The organism is Citrobacter sp. CK194 (assembly GCF_030333395.1).
Taxonomy (GTDB): Bacteria; Pseudomonadota; Gammaproteobacteria; order Enterobacterales; family Enterobacteriaceae; genus Citrobacter_B; species Citrobacter_B koseri.
Genome location: NZ_JAOWGA010000017.1, coordinates 174,018 through 189,524, shown reverse-complemented (window position 1 = coordinate 189,524; position 15,507 = coordinate 174,018). Strand labels below are relative to the sequence as shown.

General features: G+C 52.3%; 15 protein-coding genes and 1 pseudogene. 6 read left to right on the top strand and 10 right to left on the bottom strand.

Going from position 1 to position 15,507, the window contains the following annotated elements; genetic code table 11:
- Window positions 1–27: 27 nt before the first annotated feature.
- Window positions 28–1,215: a CynX/NimT family MFS transporter gene (locus tag OGX80_RS09285; RefSeq protein WP_047457440.1), complete on the bottom strand. Its 1,188-nt coding sequence runs from the start codon at window positions 1,213–1,215 to the stop codon at window positions 28–30.
- A 99-nt stretch (window positions 1,216–1,314) separates the two neighbouring features.
- Between OGX80_RS09285 and OGX80_RS09280 the strand changes: the two are divergent.
- Window positions 1,315–2,104 (top strand): annotated as a pseudogene (locus OGX80_RS09280) (AraC family transcriptional regulator); the annotation flags it as partial.
- Here the strand turns inward: OGX80_RS09280 and OGX80_RS09275 are convergent.
- Complete coding sequence (locus tag OGX80_RS09275; RefSeq protein ID WP_012132677.1) at window positions 2,087–2,533, bottom strand: DUF441 domain-containing protein; 447 nt, start codon at window positions 2,531–2,533, stop codon at window positions 2,087–2,089. The pseudogene OGX80_RS09280 and the gene OGX80_RS09275 sit on opposite strands and share 18 nt — an antisense overlap.
- Window positions 2,534–2,743: 210 nt before the next feature.
- Between OGX80_RS09275 and yoaI the strand changes: the two genes are divergently transcribed.
- Window positions 2,744–2,848 (top strand): small membrane protein YoaI, encoded by a 105-nt coding sequence (yoaI, locus tag OGX80_RS09270; protein ID WP_096753847.1) that lies wholly within the window; start codon window positions 2,744–2,746, stop codon window positions 2,846–2,848.
- A gap of 4 nt (window positions 2,849–2,852) precedes the next feature.
- On the opposite strand, the gene OGX80_RS09265 is transcribed toward yoaI, so the two are convergent.
- Together OGX80_RS09265 and dgcJ are read right to left on the bottom strand one after the other, a co-directional pair.
- Window positions 2,853–3,356, bottom strand: coding sequence for a YbaK/prolyl-tRNA synthetase associated domain-containing protein (locus OGX80_RS09265; protein WP_012132676.1), 504 nt, complete (start codon window positions 3,354–3,356; stop codon window positions 2,853–2,855).
- 45 nt (window positions 3,357–3,401) lie between these two features.
- Window positions 3,402–4,889 carry a diguanylate cyclase DgcJ gene (gene dgcJ, locus OGX80_RS09260; protein WP_071258209.1) on the bottom strand — a complete coding sequence of 496 codons (1,488 nt, stop codon included), beginning with the start codon at window positions 4,887–4,889 and terminating at the stop codon, window positions 3,402–3,404.
- Between the two features lie 170 nt (window positions 4,890–5,059).
- Between dgcJ and OGX80_RS09255 the strand changes: the two genes are divergently transcribed.
- Window positions 5,060–5,830, top strand: coding sequence for a class I SAM-dependent methyltransferase (locus tag OGX80_RS09255; protein WP_049008788.1), 771 nt, complete (start codon window positions 5,060–5,062; stop codon window positions 5,828–5,830).
- A 51-nt stretch (window positions 5,831–5,881) separates the two neighbouring features.
- Here OGX80_RS09255 and OGX80_RS09250 read toward each other — a convergent pair whose 3' ends face one another.
- Window positions 5,882–7,165: a YeaH/YhbH family protein gene (locus OGX80_RS09250; protein WP_058669020.1), complete on the bottom strand. Its 1,284-nt coding sequence runs from the start codon at window positions 7,163–7,165 to the stop codon at window positions 5,882–5,884.
- A 204-nt stretch (window positions 7,166–7,369) separates the two neighbouring features.
- A complete protein-coding gene (yeaG, locus tag OGX80_RS09245) occupies window positions 7,370–9,304 on the bottom strand; it encodes a protein kinase YeaG (RefSeq protein WP_012132672.1) in 1,935 nt (644 codons plus the stop codon).
- Between the two features lie 432 nt (window positions 9,305–9,736).
- On the opposite strand from yeaG, the gene OGX80_RS09240 reads away from it, so the two are divergent.
- Window positions 9,737–10,483, top strand: coding sequence for a MipA/OmpV family protein (locus OGX80_RS09240; RefSeq protein WP_012132670.1), 747 nt, complete (start codon window positions 9,737–9,739; stop codon window positions 10,481–10,483).
- Between the two features lie 209 nt (window positions 10,484–10,692).
- Here OGX80_RS09240 and OGX80_RS09235 read toward each other — a convergent pair whose 3' ends face one another.
- Together OGX80_RS09235 and gapA are read right to left on the bottom strand one after the other, a co-directional pair.
- Complete coding sequence (locus OGX80_RS09235; protein WP_047457434.1) at window positions 10,693–11,577, bottom strand: D-hexose-6-phosphate mutarotase; 885 nt, start codon at window positions 11,575–11,577, stop codon at window positions 10,693–10,695.
- A gap of 84 nt (window positions 11,578–11,661) precedes the next feature.
- Entirely contained in the window at window positions 11,662–12,657 is a 996-nt protein-coding gene (gapA, locus tag OGX80_RS09230) for a glyceraldehyde-3-phosphate dehydrogenase (protein WP_012132666.1), read from the bottom strand.
- A 341-nt stretch (window positions 12,658–12,998) separates the two neighbouring features.
- Between gapA and msrB the strand changes: the two genes are divergently transcribed.
- Both msrB and OGX80_RS09220 read left to right on the top strand, forming a co-directional pair.
- Window positions 12,999–13,412 carry a peptide-methionine (R)-S-oxide reductase MsrB gene (gene msrB, locus OGX80_RS09225; protein WP_047457431.1) on the top strand — a complete coding sequence of 138 codons (414 nt, stop codon included), beginning with the start codon at window positions 12,999–13,001 and terminating at the stop codon, window positions 13,410–13,412.
- Window positions 13,413–13,453: 41 nt separating this feature from the next.
- The gene (locus OGX80_RS09220) at window positions 13,454–13,729 is read left to right on the top strand and encodes a YeaC family protein (RefSeq protein WP_012132664.1); all 276 of its coding nucleotides are present in this window, start codon (window positions 13,454–13,456) and stop codon (window positions 13,727–13,729) included.
- A gap of 103 nt (window positions 13,730–13,832) precedes the next feature.
- Here the strand turns inward: OGX80_RS09220 and pncA are convergent, their stop codons facing one another.
- Together pncA and ansA are read right to left on the bottom strand one after the other, a co-directional pair.
- Window positions 13,833–14,474 carry a bifunctional nicotinamidase/pyrazinamidase gene (gene pncA / locus OGX80_RS09215; protein ID WP_115181704.1) on the bottom strand — a complete coding sequence of 214 codons (642 nt, stop codon included), beginning with the start codon at window positions 14,472–14,474 and terminating at the stop codon, window positions 13,833–13,835.
- Between the two features lie 10 nt (window positions 14,475–14,484).
- Entirely contained in the window at window positions 14,485–15,501 is a 1,017-nt protein-coding gene (gene ansA / locus OGX80_RS09210) for an asparaginase (protein ID WP_049008792.1), read from the bottom strand.
- Window positions 15,502–15,507: the final 6 nt, after the last annotated feature.

Here is a 15,507-nt window from a genome sequence, read left to right as displayed (position 1 = left end):
AGGGCAGGTCAATGCCTGCCCGTTCGGTTATTTTGCTGCGATCTCCCGATCGCGTCCGGCATAAAGGCCGAATATCGCCATCGCGACCGCCAGAACCGCCACGCCAATTAGCGGGATGTGCCAGTCGCCGTTGGCATCATGAATCTTACCCATCAACGGCGGCCCACATGCCGCCAGCAGATAGCCGACAGATTGCGCCATGCCTGAAAGCGCCGCCGCCTGGTGCGCGGAACTGGCGCGCAGCCCGATAAACGTCAGACCCAAAATCATCGTCGCGCCAGAGCCAAACCCAAACAGAATCGTCCACAGCACCGCCTGTTCCGGCACAAACCAGAACCCGGCCGCGCCGAGAGCGCACATGAGCGATACCAGCGCGGCAATACTGCGCTGATCCTTGAACCGGTGCAGGATGAGCGGAATCAACAGTCCCGGCGCAGCCGTCGCCAGTTGCAGCAGGCCGTGTAGCGATCCGGCCTGCGCTTCACTGTAGCCGTGGCTGATTAAAATCGCGGGCAGCCAGCCGATGATAACGTAATAGATAAGCGAGTTAATGCCGAGGAATAAGGTGACTTGCCAGGCGAGGGAGGATCGCCAGATGCCGCGCGAGTGTAACGCGCGGGAGCTGCTCAGGTTGGCGGTAGCCGTGTTGCGCCACTGCGGCAGCCAGATAAGAAAGGCCAGCAGGGGAAACAGCATCAGCATTAACAGCGCACCGCGCCAGCCAAAGCCATGCAACGCCAGCGGTACGACCATTGCCGAACCCACCGCTGCTGCGGCGCCCATCGTCAATGAATAGGCGCCGGTCAGTTTTGCCACATGCTGCGAATAATCGCGTTTAATCAGCCCGGGGAGCAGCACGTTTCCCAGCGCGATACCGCAACCAATAATGGCTGTGCCGGTAAACAGGAAGCTGGCAGAAGGCAGCGAGCGCACGGCAATACCAAAGCAAATCAACAGCATGGCGGCAAACAGGCTACGTTCCATGCCGAACCGGCGCGCAATGTTTGCCGCCAGCGGAGAGACTAACGCGAAAGCCAGCAAGGGAAGCGTGGTCAGGAGGCCCGTTTGTGCGGTAGTTAGCCCGTAATCTGCACGAATCGTCTCCAGTAACGGCGCAGCGCCAGTGAAGGTAACGCGCAGCGTCGTCGCAATCATCAGAATACCGGCAATCAGTAATGCACCGTTTTTGCCGCGTAATGAAGGGGAAATAGTCATTGTTTTCTCATATCAACAGGCGAGGCGATACCTTACCGTTTTTACTCTCTGGATCAATCAAGCTAAAATGACAGTTTATCGCTAAAATCGGACAATATGATGATTGGCCTGAGACTGGATGGCTACGAGCCTGACCTTCACCATGATGCGGCTGTGGCCTTTTGCATTCGCGCTCGCGAAGATGAGCTTTTCAGTCCGCTGCATCACCATCGAAAAGGGCAACTGATCCTGGCGCTGCATGGCGCTATTACCTGCGAGGTAGAAAGCGCCATGTGGATGGTGCCGCCACAGTATGCGGTATGGGTTCCCGGCGAAATTCCCCACAGTAACCACGTCACGGCGGGGGCGGAATTATGTTTTCTGTTTATTGAGCCGGATGCGGTCGTGATGCCGGATCGCTGCTGTACGCTAAAAATAACGCCATTGTGTCGGGAGCTGATTCTGGCGCTTGCCGCGAGAACGGATATTCAGCGTACCGAGCCAATGACGCAGCGCCTGACACAGGTCTTGTTTGATGAGCTTCCGCAACAACCACAGGAGCAGATGCAGCTCCCGGTCTCCGGGCATCCCAAAATACGTCAAATGGTGGAGACGATGGCGCGTGAACCAGCCCGCTGGCAAACGCTGGGGCAGTGGGCGAGCCTGTTCGCCATGAGCGAACGCAATCTTGCCCGACTGGTGGTAAAGGAAACCGGCCTGAGCTTTCGTCGCTGGCGTCACCAGTTGCAGCTTATTCTGGCGTTGCAGGCGTTGATTGACGGACACAGCGTGCAGCATGTCGCCCAAACGCTGGGTTATGATTCAACGACCGCGTTTATCACCATGTTTAAAAAGGGGCTGGGGCAAACTCCAGGCCGTTATCTGGCCGGGCTTACTGCTTCCCAATAATCAGCGACACCAGGCCTGCGGCAATGAGCGGGCCGACCGGCACGCCCCGGAACAACGCGACGCCCAGTACCGTCCCCACCAGTAAACCCGCGACCAGCTGCGGCTGGCTTCCCATCAGCGTAACGCCGCGCCCGCCCAGCCAGGAGACGAAGACGCCAATGGCGATGGCAACCAGTGATTTCCAGTTGACGAAGGAGTGAATGAGCGTAGAGGGAGGCAGCGAACCGCTAGCGATCGGCGCCATGACGCCGATAGTCAGGATAATGATCCCGACGGTCAGCCCCTGTTTCTCAATCCACGGGAAAAACGTATTGAGTGGGGTAACGCGGACAATGATCAACACCAGAATTGAAACGGCGACAGTGGTGTTATGGCTGATAAAGCCCAGCGCTGCCAGTCCAAGCAGGATCAGCAGAGTGACATCAAACATCGTGGTTTCCTTGCCAGAGAAAGATAAGCCTGCTTACTGTACGCGCAAATACGTGAGTGAACAGGCTTTTTTATCAATAACGGCACATTTTCAGGCGAATGCCTGAGGGAGAATTTTCCGGGCAGGCCAGGCTTGCTGTCATTAAATTGCCATTAATTCGATTTATCAATAACAGGTGAGCCGTTTTCTCTGTCGCAACGGGGTGAAACCATGAACGATCATATGCTGATTGAAACGCTGATCATTACCTCATCATTTTTCGCTATTGCCGCGGTGATTGTGATTTCCGTACTGGTGCTGGAAAGACGTTTCTGAGCCGTTATTGCGCTCGGCGAAAGTTGACCAGTTCCGGCTGCGCAATGCGCAGGTAATCGTCGGTATTCATAATGACTGATTTTTCCAGCACACCGGCGTTAAACGCGATTTCGTTAAAGCGCTCGAACAACAGCGGATCGGCCACCAGCTTCAGGTTAGGGTGGAAGCTAAAAGGGGGAATCGCGCCAAAGACGCAGCCGGTCAGCGCATCCACCTCGGCAGGGCTGGCAAGCGAAGCTCTTAGTCCGCCGAGATGGTTTGCGAGTTGGGCGAGATCGGCCTGCTGGTCAGCGGAAAGGATCGCCAGGACATGTTGATTGACGCCATTGCCTTTCACTTTACACACCAGCGCTTTTGCCCCCTGGCCTAGTGCGGTGCCGCGAATTTCCGAAACCGCTTCGCACTTACCGACCGCCTCGTGGCTGAGTACACGATAAGTGGCGCCTTCCTGCGATAAAAGGGTAATCAAACGCTGGTGAGCCGTGATCCCCTTAGCGACTTCATTCATTATTCACTCCCAATATTGTGATGAAGTTTCAACGGCAAAAGGGTATCACAAACGTGCATGATTTTGTTGTTTGTTGAGATAGAGTTGCTCATCAGAGGCCTTGTAAGCGTCCTGGATCGTATCCTCAGGTTGCATATGATAAAGTCCAGCGGAAAAACTAATCACCTTATCTGGCGCGATGATTCGCAACTTATTGGCAATACGCTCAGGTAAAGTTGTTGCCGGTACAACTGAATCGATAAGAATTACACAAAATTCATCACCTCCCAGTCTTATTGCGTAATCTGTTTTACGCACCGATGCTTCAATGGCTTTTGCCAGCAATGTAATTGTGCGATCGCCTTCCTGATGCCCCTGCGTGTCGTTAATGACTTTCAACCTATCCAGATCGATGGCGATAAACGTCACGGAGGTGCCTGTGTTGACCAGTCGCTGCAAACGCTGTTCAAGCTGCGGTGTCAGGATCTTACGGTTATAGAGGCCGGTCATCGCATCGCTGATATTTTCACGATTAACATTATGGTAAAGGCGAAAATGCATTCTGACCATGTTCAGTAACGTAGCGGTAACGAGCAGGTAAAAGGCGAACAGTTTCCATGATGAGACAATAAAATACAGGATGTCGAGAGATAATGTGACACGGATTCCGCCTGGCAGATCGTGAACATAATTAACATAATTAAAGAGGTTATTTTCGCTCTGATGGACAATGATTTTTTTCTCTGAATTCAGGTCGAACAGAGTCGCGTCCAGATAGCGCCAGACCAGTGGACGATCCTGAGTGTAAAAAATATTCTTCAGGTTATCCTGGTTAATATCCACCATTACTATGCCTTTTAACTTTCCATGTAGATAAACGGGAGTTAAAAAACTCATCACATTTTTTTCAGTAAGATCGTCCTGATAAATGCTTGAGAGCACTGTTCGCCCTGTGAATTGACCATCAATATCGTTACGGTTGATTCCCAGCGTTCCTTTTCGCAGAAAAGACCAGTGGTGCATAAAAAATTGTCTGGAGTCAATCAGGTTATAGAAATAGACGTAGCGTTTTTTAATATCCAGATAGTAGTGGAATTTATCTTCTACAGTGCCCAGCCCTTTACCATAATCCTTCTGGTTACGATTCGCGGCCACCGCCTGATCAAAAGCGAACAACAGAGGAGCGTCGTCAGCTACGATCGCGCAGTTTGCCTCGGCGGTTTGCAGTGTTCCATGTAGCGATGGGTTATTATGAGTGGTGAGATTGATGCCGTGGGTATTGCGACCTGTTTCAAATCTGCGGCATAACGCATATTGTTGTTCATCGGATGACGGTGTTTTGGGCTCCGTGAACGTGCGCATTAAATGAGCTGCAATGCTCTGATTCTGGTACTTGTCATACAAAAATGAAGAGTCTGCCTTTTCGATGATATAGCCCATATAGGCATTCATCGCCCTGTCACTGGCGATCAGTTCATAAGCCAGAAAAGAGGACGTCAGTACAATGACGCTTGCGGAGATAAAGAGCCTGAGCGCTTTATGATGCAATTTCATGATGAATAACAGTTTTCAAAGGGCGACGCTTCAGTTTATCACAGTGGCGATGTTCTCTCTAACAGCGCCTTCGTCCTCTTTTGTGTTATGAAATAAAAATCATTCTCATACTTCCCCTTTTTCTCTTAATGTTGTATTTATAATGCAACTTATCAGGAAGGAGGTGCGCGATGAGTGCGAATGAAAAAGCGGGCCATACATTTTTAGCAAGCTTGGGCAAAACCCGTCTGCGTCCGGGCGGCATTGAGGCGACGGAGTGGCTGTTCAGCCAGTCTCAGCTGACGCCGGGCAGCCAGGTGCTGGAAGTGGCATGCAATATGGCGACGACCGCCATTGAGTTGGTGCAACGTTTTGGTTGTTCGGTCTACGCTATCGATATGGATAAAAACGCGCTGGCAAACGCGCGGAACAATGTTGCGGCGCACGGGCTGGAAAATCACATCCATGTCATGGCCGCCAATGCCAACAGCTTACCCTTTGCCGATAACAGTTTTGATGTCGTGATTAACGAGGCCATGCTCACCATGTATGCCGACAAAGCGAAAGCAAAGCTGATCGGTGAATATTATCGGGTTCTGAAGCCGGGTGGCCGTCTCTTAACGCACGATATTATGCTGACCAGCCAGAAGCTGGCGGAAGGTGAGCAGAACCAGCTTCAGCATGTGGTGAAATCGAATGTAAGCCCGATGACCAAACAAGGCTGGCGCGATCTGTTGCTGGATTCCGGGTTTGAGCAGGTTTTACAGCAGAACGGTGAAATGTCGCTGATGTCTCCGCGAGGGTTGATTCGCGATGAAGGGCTGAAAGGGGCGCTTAAAATTGTTTATAACGGGCTGTGCATCCGTGACAATCGCAGCCGTTTTATCAAGATGTTTCGCTTCTTTAAATCACAGCGCCATCAGTTGAATTACATTGCCTGCTGTTCGGTTAAGGGGAAATAAAGAAAAGCCAGAACACGGTTCTGGCTTTTTACTGACCTGACGGACTGATTTCTAGTCTTTACTTGTCGTACTTTGTTTCTGGAACAGTTCACGGAAGACTGGATAGATATCATCCTGGTCGCGGATATGCTGCATCGCAAAGTTATCAAAGGTCGATTGCAGATGCTCATATTCGCGCCATAAGGTCTGGTGGGCGCGGCGGGTGATTTCGATATAGCTGTAATAGCGCACCACCGGCAGCAGTTTTTTCGCCAGAATCTCATGACACAGCGGAGAGTCATCTGCCCAGTTATCGCCATCCGAAGCCTGCGCCGCGTAGATATTCCACTGCGCCGGGTCGTAGCGATCTTTCACTACCTCATCCATCAATTTCAGGGCGCTGGAGACGATAGTGCCCCCGGTTTCCTGGGAGTAGAAGAACTCATGCTCATCCACCTCTTTTGCCTGCGTATGGTGGCGGATATAGACCACTTCAACGTTCTTATAGGTTCGGCTGAGGAACAGGTAGAGCAGGATATAAAAACGTTTGGCCATATCTTTGGTGGCCTGATCCATCGAGCCGGATACGTCCATCAGGCAGAACATCACGGCTTGGCTGGAAGGGTCAGGGCGCTTTTCATAATTTTTGTAGCGTAAATCAAAGGTGTCGATAAAGGGGACACGGTCGATTTTTGCCCGCAGTTCGGCAATCTCTTTACGTAGCCGCTCCTCTTCCAGCAACTGCGCGGGTTCGCTTTTGGTGATGATGTCCAGGTCGTCCTCAAGCGCGCGCAGCTCCCGACGTTTACCCGCAGTCATCGCCGTGCGGCGCGCCAGAGAGTTTTGCAGGGAACGCACCACGCTGATGTTGGCCGGAACGCCGTTGGAGGTAAAACCCGCGCGGTGGGTTTTATACTCAGTAAGCTGCCGTTGCTGATTTTTTTTCAGGTTAGGCAGCGCTAAATCTTCAAAGAGCAGATCCAGATACTCATCTTTGGAAATCTGAAAGACGAATTCATCCTGACCCTCACCATCCTGACTGGCCTGGCCTTGCCCACTCCCGGAACCACCGCCGCCACCTTGTGGACGCTCAATGCGATCGTTCTGTACGAAATGATCGTTGCCGGGGTGTACGCGATGGCGCAAGCCGCCCCGTCCCTGATGAAACATCGGTTCGCTGATGTCATCTGTCGGGATTGAGACGGACTCGCCGCTCTCTACATCGGTCACCGAACGTTTATTAATGGCCTCGGAGATCGACTGTTTAATTTGCGCTTTATAACGGCGTAAGAAGCGCTGGCGGTTCACCATGCTCTTGTTTTTACCGTTAAGACGCCGGTCAATAAACCAGGTCATAAGCCCCCCGTACTGCATTTGCCAACTTACGCTTCATCCTTCAAGTTGTCTCTGCGTTGGCTGTATTCGCTCACCCCAGTCACGTACTTATGTACGCTCCTGGGGATTCACTCATTTGCCGCCTTGATACCTCTTGAATGATTTCGCGTACAAAAGAATTGTTGGCCCGGTAAACGGATAAAATTTTCCGGGCCATTTATGCTGTTAAGACGATTTCCGTACGCGCAGATACCATTCGCACAGCAGGCGAACCTGCTTACGGGTATAACCTTTCTCCATCATGCGGTCGACAAAATCGTCGTGTTTTTTCTGCTCGTCGGTTGAGGTTTTCGCGTTAAACGAAATCACCGGCAGCAGCTCCTCGGTATTCGAGAACATTTTCTTCTCAATAACCGTGCGCAGTTTTTCGTAACTGGTCCAGTTTGGATTGCGACCGCTGTTATTCGCTCTGGCACGCAGAACGAAGTTGACGATCTCATTACGGAAATCTTTCGGGTTGCTGATGCCCGCCGGTTTTTCGATTTTCTCCAGTTCAGCGTTCAGTGACTCGCGGTCAAAGAGCTGGCCGGTATCCGGGTCACGGTATTCCTGATCCTGAATCCAGAAATCCGCATAGGTGACATAACGATCAAAAATGTTCTGTCCGTACTCGGAATAGGATTCCAGATAGGCGGTCTGGATCTCTTTGCCAATAAACTCGGCGTATTTCGGGATCAGATAACCCTTCAGGAACTCCAGATAGCGCTCAGCCAGCTCCTGCGGGAACTGTTCGCGCTCGATCTGCTGCTCCAGTACGTAGAACAGATGCACCGGGTTGGCGGCCACTTCGGCATGGTCAAAGTTAAACACGCGGGAGAGGATCTTAAACGCGAAACGCGTGGACAGACCGTTCATCCCTTCATCGACGCCGGCGTAGTCCCGGTATTCCTGATAGGACTTCGCTTTCGGGTCGGTATCTTTCAGGCTTTCGCCATCATAGACGCGCATTTTCGAGTAGATGCTCGAGTTTTCCGGCTCTTTCAGACGAGAAAGAATCGAGAAGCGCGACAGGGTTTCCAGCGTACCCGGCGCGCATGGCGCATGAGTCAGCTCACTGTGATTCAGCAGCTTCTCGTAGATTTTGATCTCTTCGGAAATGCGTAAGCAATACGGTACCTTCACGATGTAAACACGGTCGAGGAAGGCTTCGTTATTTTTGTTGTTGCGGAAAGTCACCCATTCGGATTCGTTCGAGTGGGCAAGAATAATGCCGTTAAACGGCAGGGCGGAGATACCTTCCGTCCCGTTGTAGTTACCTTCCTGAGTGGCGGTCAGCAGAGGATGCAGCACTTTAATCGGTGCTTTAAACATCTCGACGAACTCCATGATCCCCTGATTAGCGCGGCACAGCGCGCCGGAATAGCCATAGGCATCCGGGTCGTTTTGCGCGTGGTGTTCGAGTTTACGAATATCCACCTTGCCGACCAGCGCGGAAATATCCTGGTTGTTTTCATCGCCGGGTTCTGTTTTGGCGATAGCAATCTGTTCCAGAATGGACGGCCAGACTTTGATGACGCGGAATTTGGTAATATCCCCGCCGAACTCATGCAGACGTTTTGCGGCCCACGGCGACATAATAGTGCCGAGATAGCGGCGCGGAATGCCGTACTCTTTTTCCAGAATCTGCGCGTCCTCCTGCGGATTAAACAGGCATAACGGGTGATCGTTTACCGGACTACGCTCACCGTTGGCGCTCAGAACATAAATAGGCACATGCTGCATCAAAGATTTCAGTCGCTCGGCCAGCGACGATTTACCGCCCCCTACAGGCCCCAACAGATACAGGATCTGTTTCTTCTCTTCCAGCCCCTGAGCCGCGTGTTTCAGATAAGAGACAATCTGTTCAATCGCGTCTTCCATGCCGTAAAACTCTTCGAATGCGGGATAGCGAGCGATGACCCGGTTCGAAAAGAGTCGAGAAAGTCGAGGTTCCTGGGCAGTATCGACCATGACAGGCTCACCAATAGCCATCAGTAGCCGCTCTGCCGCGTTGGCATAAGCACTGCGATCTTGCCGACAAGTGGTAAGAAACTCCTGCAGTGTGAACTCTTCGTCCTTGGCAGCTTCATAGCGCTGGCGATAGTGATCGAATATATTCATGGTATGCCGTCCTTTCGTTTTTTAGCACATGGTAAGAGCCGTTCATATGAATAGTAGAGGCTCCCGGAAGAGGTAACTGAACGACGTCTCTACTGATAAACAGCAACTCTCATGCCACAACGCAGAGCAAGAGATCAACGTGCCCGGTGATACACCTTCTTAAAATTAAGCGTAGATGGCATTTGCAAAACTTGCCTGTGCGCATAAATGAATTTCAATGGCATATCAATAACTCATCCGCTAAAAGTGCATGGTTATGTAAAGAAAAGAGATGAAAGTCATCCCGCGTTCATCCGACTGCAAGCAAACTGTCATCCACTATTGAGAAATTAACCGGTTACAGAGAGTGAAACGAATAAGTAAAATAGTTGGGTTGAAACGTATTGGCAGTTACACTTTTGGCGCTAAACATTTGAATAAGGAATATGGATTGTGACCAAACTCAAACTTCTGGCATTTGGCGTGCTTATCGCCACATCAGCTGGCGTAGCGCAAGCTGAAAACGACTTGACGCTGGGCGCTGGCGTTGGTGTGGTTGAACATCCTTACAAAGATTACGATGCTGATGTGTATCCGGTGCCGGTTATCAACTATGAAAGTGATAACTTCTGGTTCCGGGGGCTGGGCGGCGGATACTACCTGTGGAACGACAAAGCGGATAAATTGTCGATTACCGCGTACTGGTCTCCGCTGTACTTTAAGCCGGGCGACAGCGACGATCGCCGACTGCGCGAACTCGACAAGCGTAAGAGCACCATGATGGCGGGCCTGTCTTACATCCACAATACCGAATACGGTTTCCTGCGCACCACGCTGGCGGGCGATACGCTGGATAACAGCAACGGCATCGTGTGGGATCTGGCCTGGTTGTACCGCTATACCAATGGCGCGCTGACGCTGACGCCGGGTATTGGCGTGCAGTGGAACAGCGAAAACCAGAACGAATACTACTATGGCGTTTCGCGCAAAGAGTCCTCGCGCAGCGGCCTGCGTAGCTACGATCCAGAAAGCGGCTGGAACCCGTACCTGGAAATCAGCGCTAACTACAACTTCCTCGGGGACTGGAGCGTTTACGGTACAGCGCGTTATACCCGTTTGTCGGATGAAGTGACCGACAGCCCGATGGTTGATAAATCCTGGACCGGCCTGATCTCAACCGGGATCACCTATAAGTTCTGATTGTGCATTTTTACAGTGCAATTCGTGCATCAAAACAGGGCGCTTGCGCTCTGTTTTGCTTTGCGGTGGTGCATTGATGGGGAGGATGCGATGACAGGACGTGGTACATGGGTGAGAATGCCAGCGCAGAGATGTACGCAGACGGCGGTGCCGACAGGTTGCAGGCCGGATAAGATGCGTCAGCATCGTCATCCGGCATCAGTCAAGCCTTAACGTTTTGCGACGCGAATTGTTTGCACCAGGCGAGACGGTTTTTCTTCGCTGGCTTTTTGCGGCGCTGTGGCATAAGCCGTTTCCACACAGACAAAGGTTTTGTAGCCATCATCCGGCATGTCGCCCATGCTGGCGGCGAGTGCCGGGCCAGGGTTCCATCCCACAACGTTAATGTTGTGATGGTGGATGACGTCAATGTTGCGGTTCAGCGCGTCATCGTGGATGACGCTACAGGCTTCCGGGTTCAGGTAAACGCGGTCAGTACGATCCGGGAACGTCTGGACGCCGTCTGCCAGCACATCTTCTTTGGCGTCGTTCACTTTATCAATGAAACGGTCGCCAAGGCCGCTGACCTTAACTGCGGCGATATCGCCGACGTTAAAGTAGGTGTGCAGGGCAGACGTGGTTTCGAATTCGCCGTGGGCCTCCAGTTCGATCTCACAGGTTTTACCCACTTTGAAGCGCGCAAGCAGGGTGAAATCGTGCGGCCAGTACTGGCGAGTCGCCTCACTGCTCTGTAGTTCAAATGTCAGTACCGCGCCGTTGTCGTCTTCGTTGTGGGCTTTCAGCGCCCACGGCAGGTTACGGGCAAAGCCGTGAGACGGCAGACCCTGCTGCGCAGAGGGGCCAAACCACGGCCAGCAGATCGGTACGCCGCCACGCAGCGCAACGCCTGTTTTAAACGGTGTGTTGTTGCTCAGCCACAGCACTTCTTCGGCGCCTGCTGGTTTCCAGGAGAGCAAATGTGCGCCCTGGAGTGCAAAAGACGCCTTAACTTGCGGGTGATCGACGACGATCACGTCAAGCTCGTCGAGCTGGCGGCGGGAGAGGACAGGGGTAATTTGTTCGATGACCGGGAGAGCGAAAATTGTGTTAATCATGATGCAATCCTTGGAGTTGAAAACTCTTAGCCATAAAAAAAGGCGACCGGAGGTCGCCTTTTGGGATCAATTTCTCATCTCAACTTATTTGGAGATGTGAGCAATCAGATCCAGAACTTTGTTGGAGTAGCCGGTTTCGTTGTCGTACCAGGAGACCAGTTTCACGAAGTTGTCGTTCAGCGCGATACCTGCTTTAGCATCGAACACGGAAGTGCACACTTCGCCGTTGAAATCGGTAGAGACTACGTCATCTTCGGTGTAACCCAGAACGCCTTTCATCGGGCCTTCGGAAGCAGCTTTGATCGCTTTCTTAATGTCTTCGTAAGAAGCCGCTTTTTCCAGACGAACGGTCAGGTCAACAACGGATACGTTCGGAGTCGGAACGCGGAACGCCATACCAGTCAGTTTGCCGTTCAGTTCCGGCAGCACTTTACCTACCGCTTTAGCAGCACCGGTAGAGGACGGGATGATGTTCTGAGCCGCGCCACGGCCGCCGCGCCAGTCTTTGTGAGACGGGCCGTCAACGGTTTTCTGAGTAGCGGTGGTCGCGTGAACGGTGGTCATCAGACCTTCGATGATGCCGAAGTTATCGTTGATAACTTTAGCCAGCGGCGCCAGGCAGTTGGTGGTGCAGGATGCGTTGGAAACGATGTCCTGGCCTTCGTATTTGTCAAAGTTAGCGCCTTTAACAAACATCGGAGTGTTGTCTTTGGACGGGCCCGTCAGAACCACTTTTTTCGCGCCAGCAGTGATGTGCTTACGTGCGGTTTCGTCAGTCAGGAAGATACCAGTAGCTTCAGCAACTACGTCAACACCAACTTCGTCCCATTTCAGGTTAGCCGGATCACGTTCAGCGGTAACACGGATTTTTTTACCGTTAACGATCAGATGACCGTCTTTCACTTCAACGGTGCCATCGAAACGACCGTGAGTGGAGTCATATTTCAGCATGTAAGCCATGTATTCAGCGTCTAACAGATCGTTGATTGCAACAATCTCAATGTCAGAACGTTTCTGAGCAGCACGGAAAACAATGCGACCGATACGGCCAAAACCGTTGATACCTACTTTGATAGTCATATATTCCACCAGCTATTTGTTAGTGAATAAAAGGTTGCCTGTAAAATTACAAAAACCTTACGCAGCGTCAAGCGGAATCGTGTCAATCATTGCGACAAATCAATCCTCTGTACAAGCTTTGCACGGCTGACTCGCCTCACTCTTCCTTTCGGCTTGAAACCACATGGGGGCGGCGCCCCGAATTTTAAAGGGCAACTGAGATAAAAACGTGATTCCGATCACGATTCATAAGCTGCCATTTCGCAAGGATCAAGTTTAGAACAAAAGTTCACACCGGGGTGTTAATGTTTTGTTAGAATCGGTCACGCAATGTGAGTATGGCTAAAGCGAGATGTGAGCAAATGGCTAATCAACCCTCTGCGGAAGATCTGAAAAAAAAGTTGTCCGAAATGCAATTCTACGTGACGCAGAACCACGGTACAGAACCGCCATTTACCGGGCGTTTGCTGCATAATAAGCGTGATGGCGTCTACCACTGTCTGGTCTGCGACGCGCCGCTGTTTCATTCCCAAACCAAGTATGATTCCGGCTGCGGCTGGCCGAGCTTTTACGAGCCGGTCAGTGAAGAATCTATCCGTTACATTAAGGACTTTTCCCACGGGATGCAGCGTATAGAAATTCGCTGCGGCAACTGTGATGCGCACCTGGGACATGTCTTTTCGGATGGCCCACAGCCGACGGGTGAGCGTTATTGCGTCAATTCGGCCTCATTAAGCTTCACCGATGATGAAAACGGCGAACAAACTAAGGGCTGAAAAAACGATTCAGCAAATTATTCCACAGGAGCGGACTTATCATGAATCTTGATGAGATGATCGACAGCATGACGCCGGAAGTTTATCAGCGCTTATCTACCGCCGTTGAGCTGGGAAAATGGCCGGACGGCGTTGCGCTGACGCCGGAGCAAAAAGAGAACAGCATGCAACTGGTGATGCTCTGGCAGGCGCGGCACAATACCGACGCGCAGCATATGACCATTGATACCAACGGTCAGATGGTGATGAAAAGTAAGCAGCAGTTGAAAGAGGATTTTGGTATTGCGCCAAAATCGATTGCGACGCTGAAACTGTAATGTAGCTTTTTTGTTGGTAGCCTGATGGCGCTTCGCTTATCAGGCCTACAAAGCGATGACCAGTAGGCCTGATAAGCGAAGCGTCATCAGGCAGTAAGAGCACCTAACCCTGCGTCTCTTCCCAGTCAGCCAGCGTATACAGCGTGGCGCCGGCGGCCGCCATCTCCATAAAAGCATGCGCGCTGTCCTGCGGTTGAATATTCACACCACGGCAGCCATCGGTAATCACATTCACCGTATAACCCAGTTGCAGCGCATCCAGCACGGAAAACTTCACGCAGTAATCGGTCGCCAGCCCCATCACGATCAGCGTCTGTACGCCGTTCTCCCGAAGCCAGGCGTCCAGGGCGGTTTTCTGGCGGCGTCCGTTATCGAAAAAGGCGCTGTAGCTGTCCACCTGCGGATTCTCGCCTTTATGGAAAACCGCGTCGATGGCGTTCTGCCTGAGCAGGGGATGCAAGGACGCGCCGTCGCTATTTTGTACGCAGTGATCGGGCCAGAAAGTTTGCGCTAAACCGTCCAGCTGTCCCTGGCTGTAGGGCTGCGCCTGATGCTGGCTGGCGAAACTGCCGTGTCCGGCAGGATGCCAGTCCTGGCTGGCGATCACCGCGTCGCCGCGCGCTTTACACCAGGTGATAAGACGGTTTGCTACGTCCACGGTGCTGTCGCCTTCAGGGACGGCCAGTGCGCCGCCGGCGCAAAAATCATTCTGCAAATCAACCAGCAGTAAGGCCCGGGTCGTCATGAAAAGCTCCTTATTCGTCTGGCGTCAGTTCACCGCGCAGATTTTGCGTCATCGCGGTACGAATGGTCTGTGTATCCAGATTCTGGCTTAATAAGTAGTGCAGCTTAGTCAGCGTTGCTTCAACGGTCATATCCGCGCCGCCGATCACGCCCGCATGCGCCAGCGCGTTGCCGGTGGCATACCCACCCATATTCACCTTGCCAGACATGCATTGCGTCAGGTTAACCACTACGATACCGCGTGAACTCGCATCTTCCAGTTCTTTGAGGAACTCTTTGTTCTGCGGCGCGTTGCCGACGCCGTAAGAACGTAGGATCAGCGCTTTTACCGGCTGACGCAGGAAGTTACGCACCACTTCGGCAGAAATTCCCGGATAAATGGTGACGACGCCAATAGGCTGCGGCGTGATTGGGTGAACAATCAGCTCGCCTTCGCCGTGCGGCGCGGGCGGCGTACTTAAGCGACGGATATGAATTCCGGCTTCCAGCAGCGGCTGAAGGTTGGGGGAGGCGAACGCGTCAAAGCCATCGGCATGCGCTTTTGTCGTGCGGTTGCCGCGAAACAGCCGATTATTGAAAAAGAGGGTGACCTCATTGATGGGGTAATTCGCGGCGACATACAGGGCATTCAGCAGATTAATCTGCCCATCGGAGCGCAGCTCCGCCAGCGGGATTTGTGACCCTGTCACAATTACCGGCTTACCCAGATTCTCCAGCATGAAGGAGAGCGCCGAGGCGGTGAACGCCATCGTGTCCGTGCCGTGGAGGATGACAAAGCCGTCATAGTCGGCGTAACGCGCTTTGATGTCTTCTGCGATATGCTGCCAGTCTTCCGGCGTCATATCGGATGAGTCCATCAGCGGGGCATATTCATGAATGGTGAAGTCCGGCATTTCCGGGCGGTGAAATTCGGGCATCAGCGCCAGCTGGCGCTGGAGATGACCTGATACCGGAATGTAACCCTGTTCCGAGCGCTGCATACCAATCGTACCGCCGGTATAGGCAACGTAAATCGATTTCTTCTGCATGGCAAT

What these genes read in the sequence shown, in the direction of transcription:
- yoaI (WP_096753847.1), top strand. Translation starts at nt 2,744, where the DNA reads ATGAACGATCATATGCTGATTGAAACGCTGATCATTACCTCATCATTT.
- OGX80_RS09285 (WP_047457440.1), bottom strand. Translation starts at nt 1,215, where the DNA reads ATGACTATTTCCCCTTCATTACGCGGCAAAAACGGTGCATTACTGATT.
- OGX80_RS09265 (WP_012132676.1), bottom strand. Translation starts at nt 3,356, where the DNA reads ATGAATGAAGTCGCTAAGGGGATCACGGCTCACCAGCGTTTGATTACC.
- yeaG (WP_012132672.1), bottom strand. Translation starts at nt 9,304, where the DNA reads ATGAATATATTCGATCACTATCGCCAGCGCTATGAAGCTGCCAAGGAC.
- OGX80_RS09235 (WP_047457434.1), bottom strand. Translation starts at nt 11,577, where the DNA reads ATGATTAACACAATTTTCGCTCTCCCGGTCATCGAACAAATTACCCCT.
- OGX80_RS09255 (WP_049008788.1), top strand. Translation starts at nt 5,060, where the DNA reads ATGAGTGCGAATGAAAAAGCGGGCCATACATTTTTAGCAAGCTTGGGC.
- msrB (WP_047457431.1), top strand. Translation starts at nt 12,999, where the DNA reads ATGGCTAATCAACCCTCTGCGGAAGATCTGAAAAAAAAGTTGTCCGAA.
- pncA (WP_115181704.1), bottom strand. Translation starts at nt 14,474, where the DNA reads ATGACGACCCGGGCCTTACTGCTGGTTGATTTGCAGAATGATTTTTGC.
- ansA (WP_049008792.1), bottom strand. Translation starts at nt 15,501, where the DNA reads ATGCAGAAGAAATCGATTTACGTTGCCTATACCGGCGGTACGATTGGT.
- OGX80_RS09250 (WP_058669020.1), bottom strand. Translation starts at nt 7,165, where the DNA reads ATGACCTGGTTTATTGACCGGCGTCTTAACGGTAAAAACAAGAGCATG.
- dgcJ (WP_071258209.1), bottom strand. Translation starts at nt 4,889, where the DNA reads ATGAAATTGCATCATAAAGCGCTCAGGCTCTTTATCTCCGCAAGCGTC.
- OGX80_RS09220 (WP_012132664.1), top strand. Translation starts at nt 13,454, where the DNA reads ATGAATCTTGATGAGATGATCGACAGCATGACGCCGGAAGTTTATCAG.
- OGX80_RS09275 (WP_012132677.1), bottom strand. Translation starts at nt 2,533, where the DNA reads ATGTTTGATGTCACTCTGCTGATCCTGCTTGGACTGGCAGCGCTGGGC.
- gapA (WP_012132666.1), bottom strand. Translation starts at nt 12,657, where the DNA reads ATGACTATCAAAGTAGGTATCAACGGTTTTGGCCGTATCGGTCGCATT.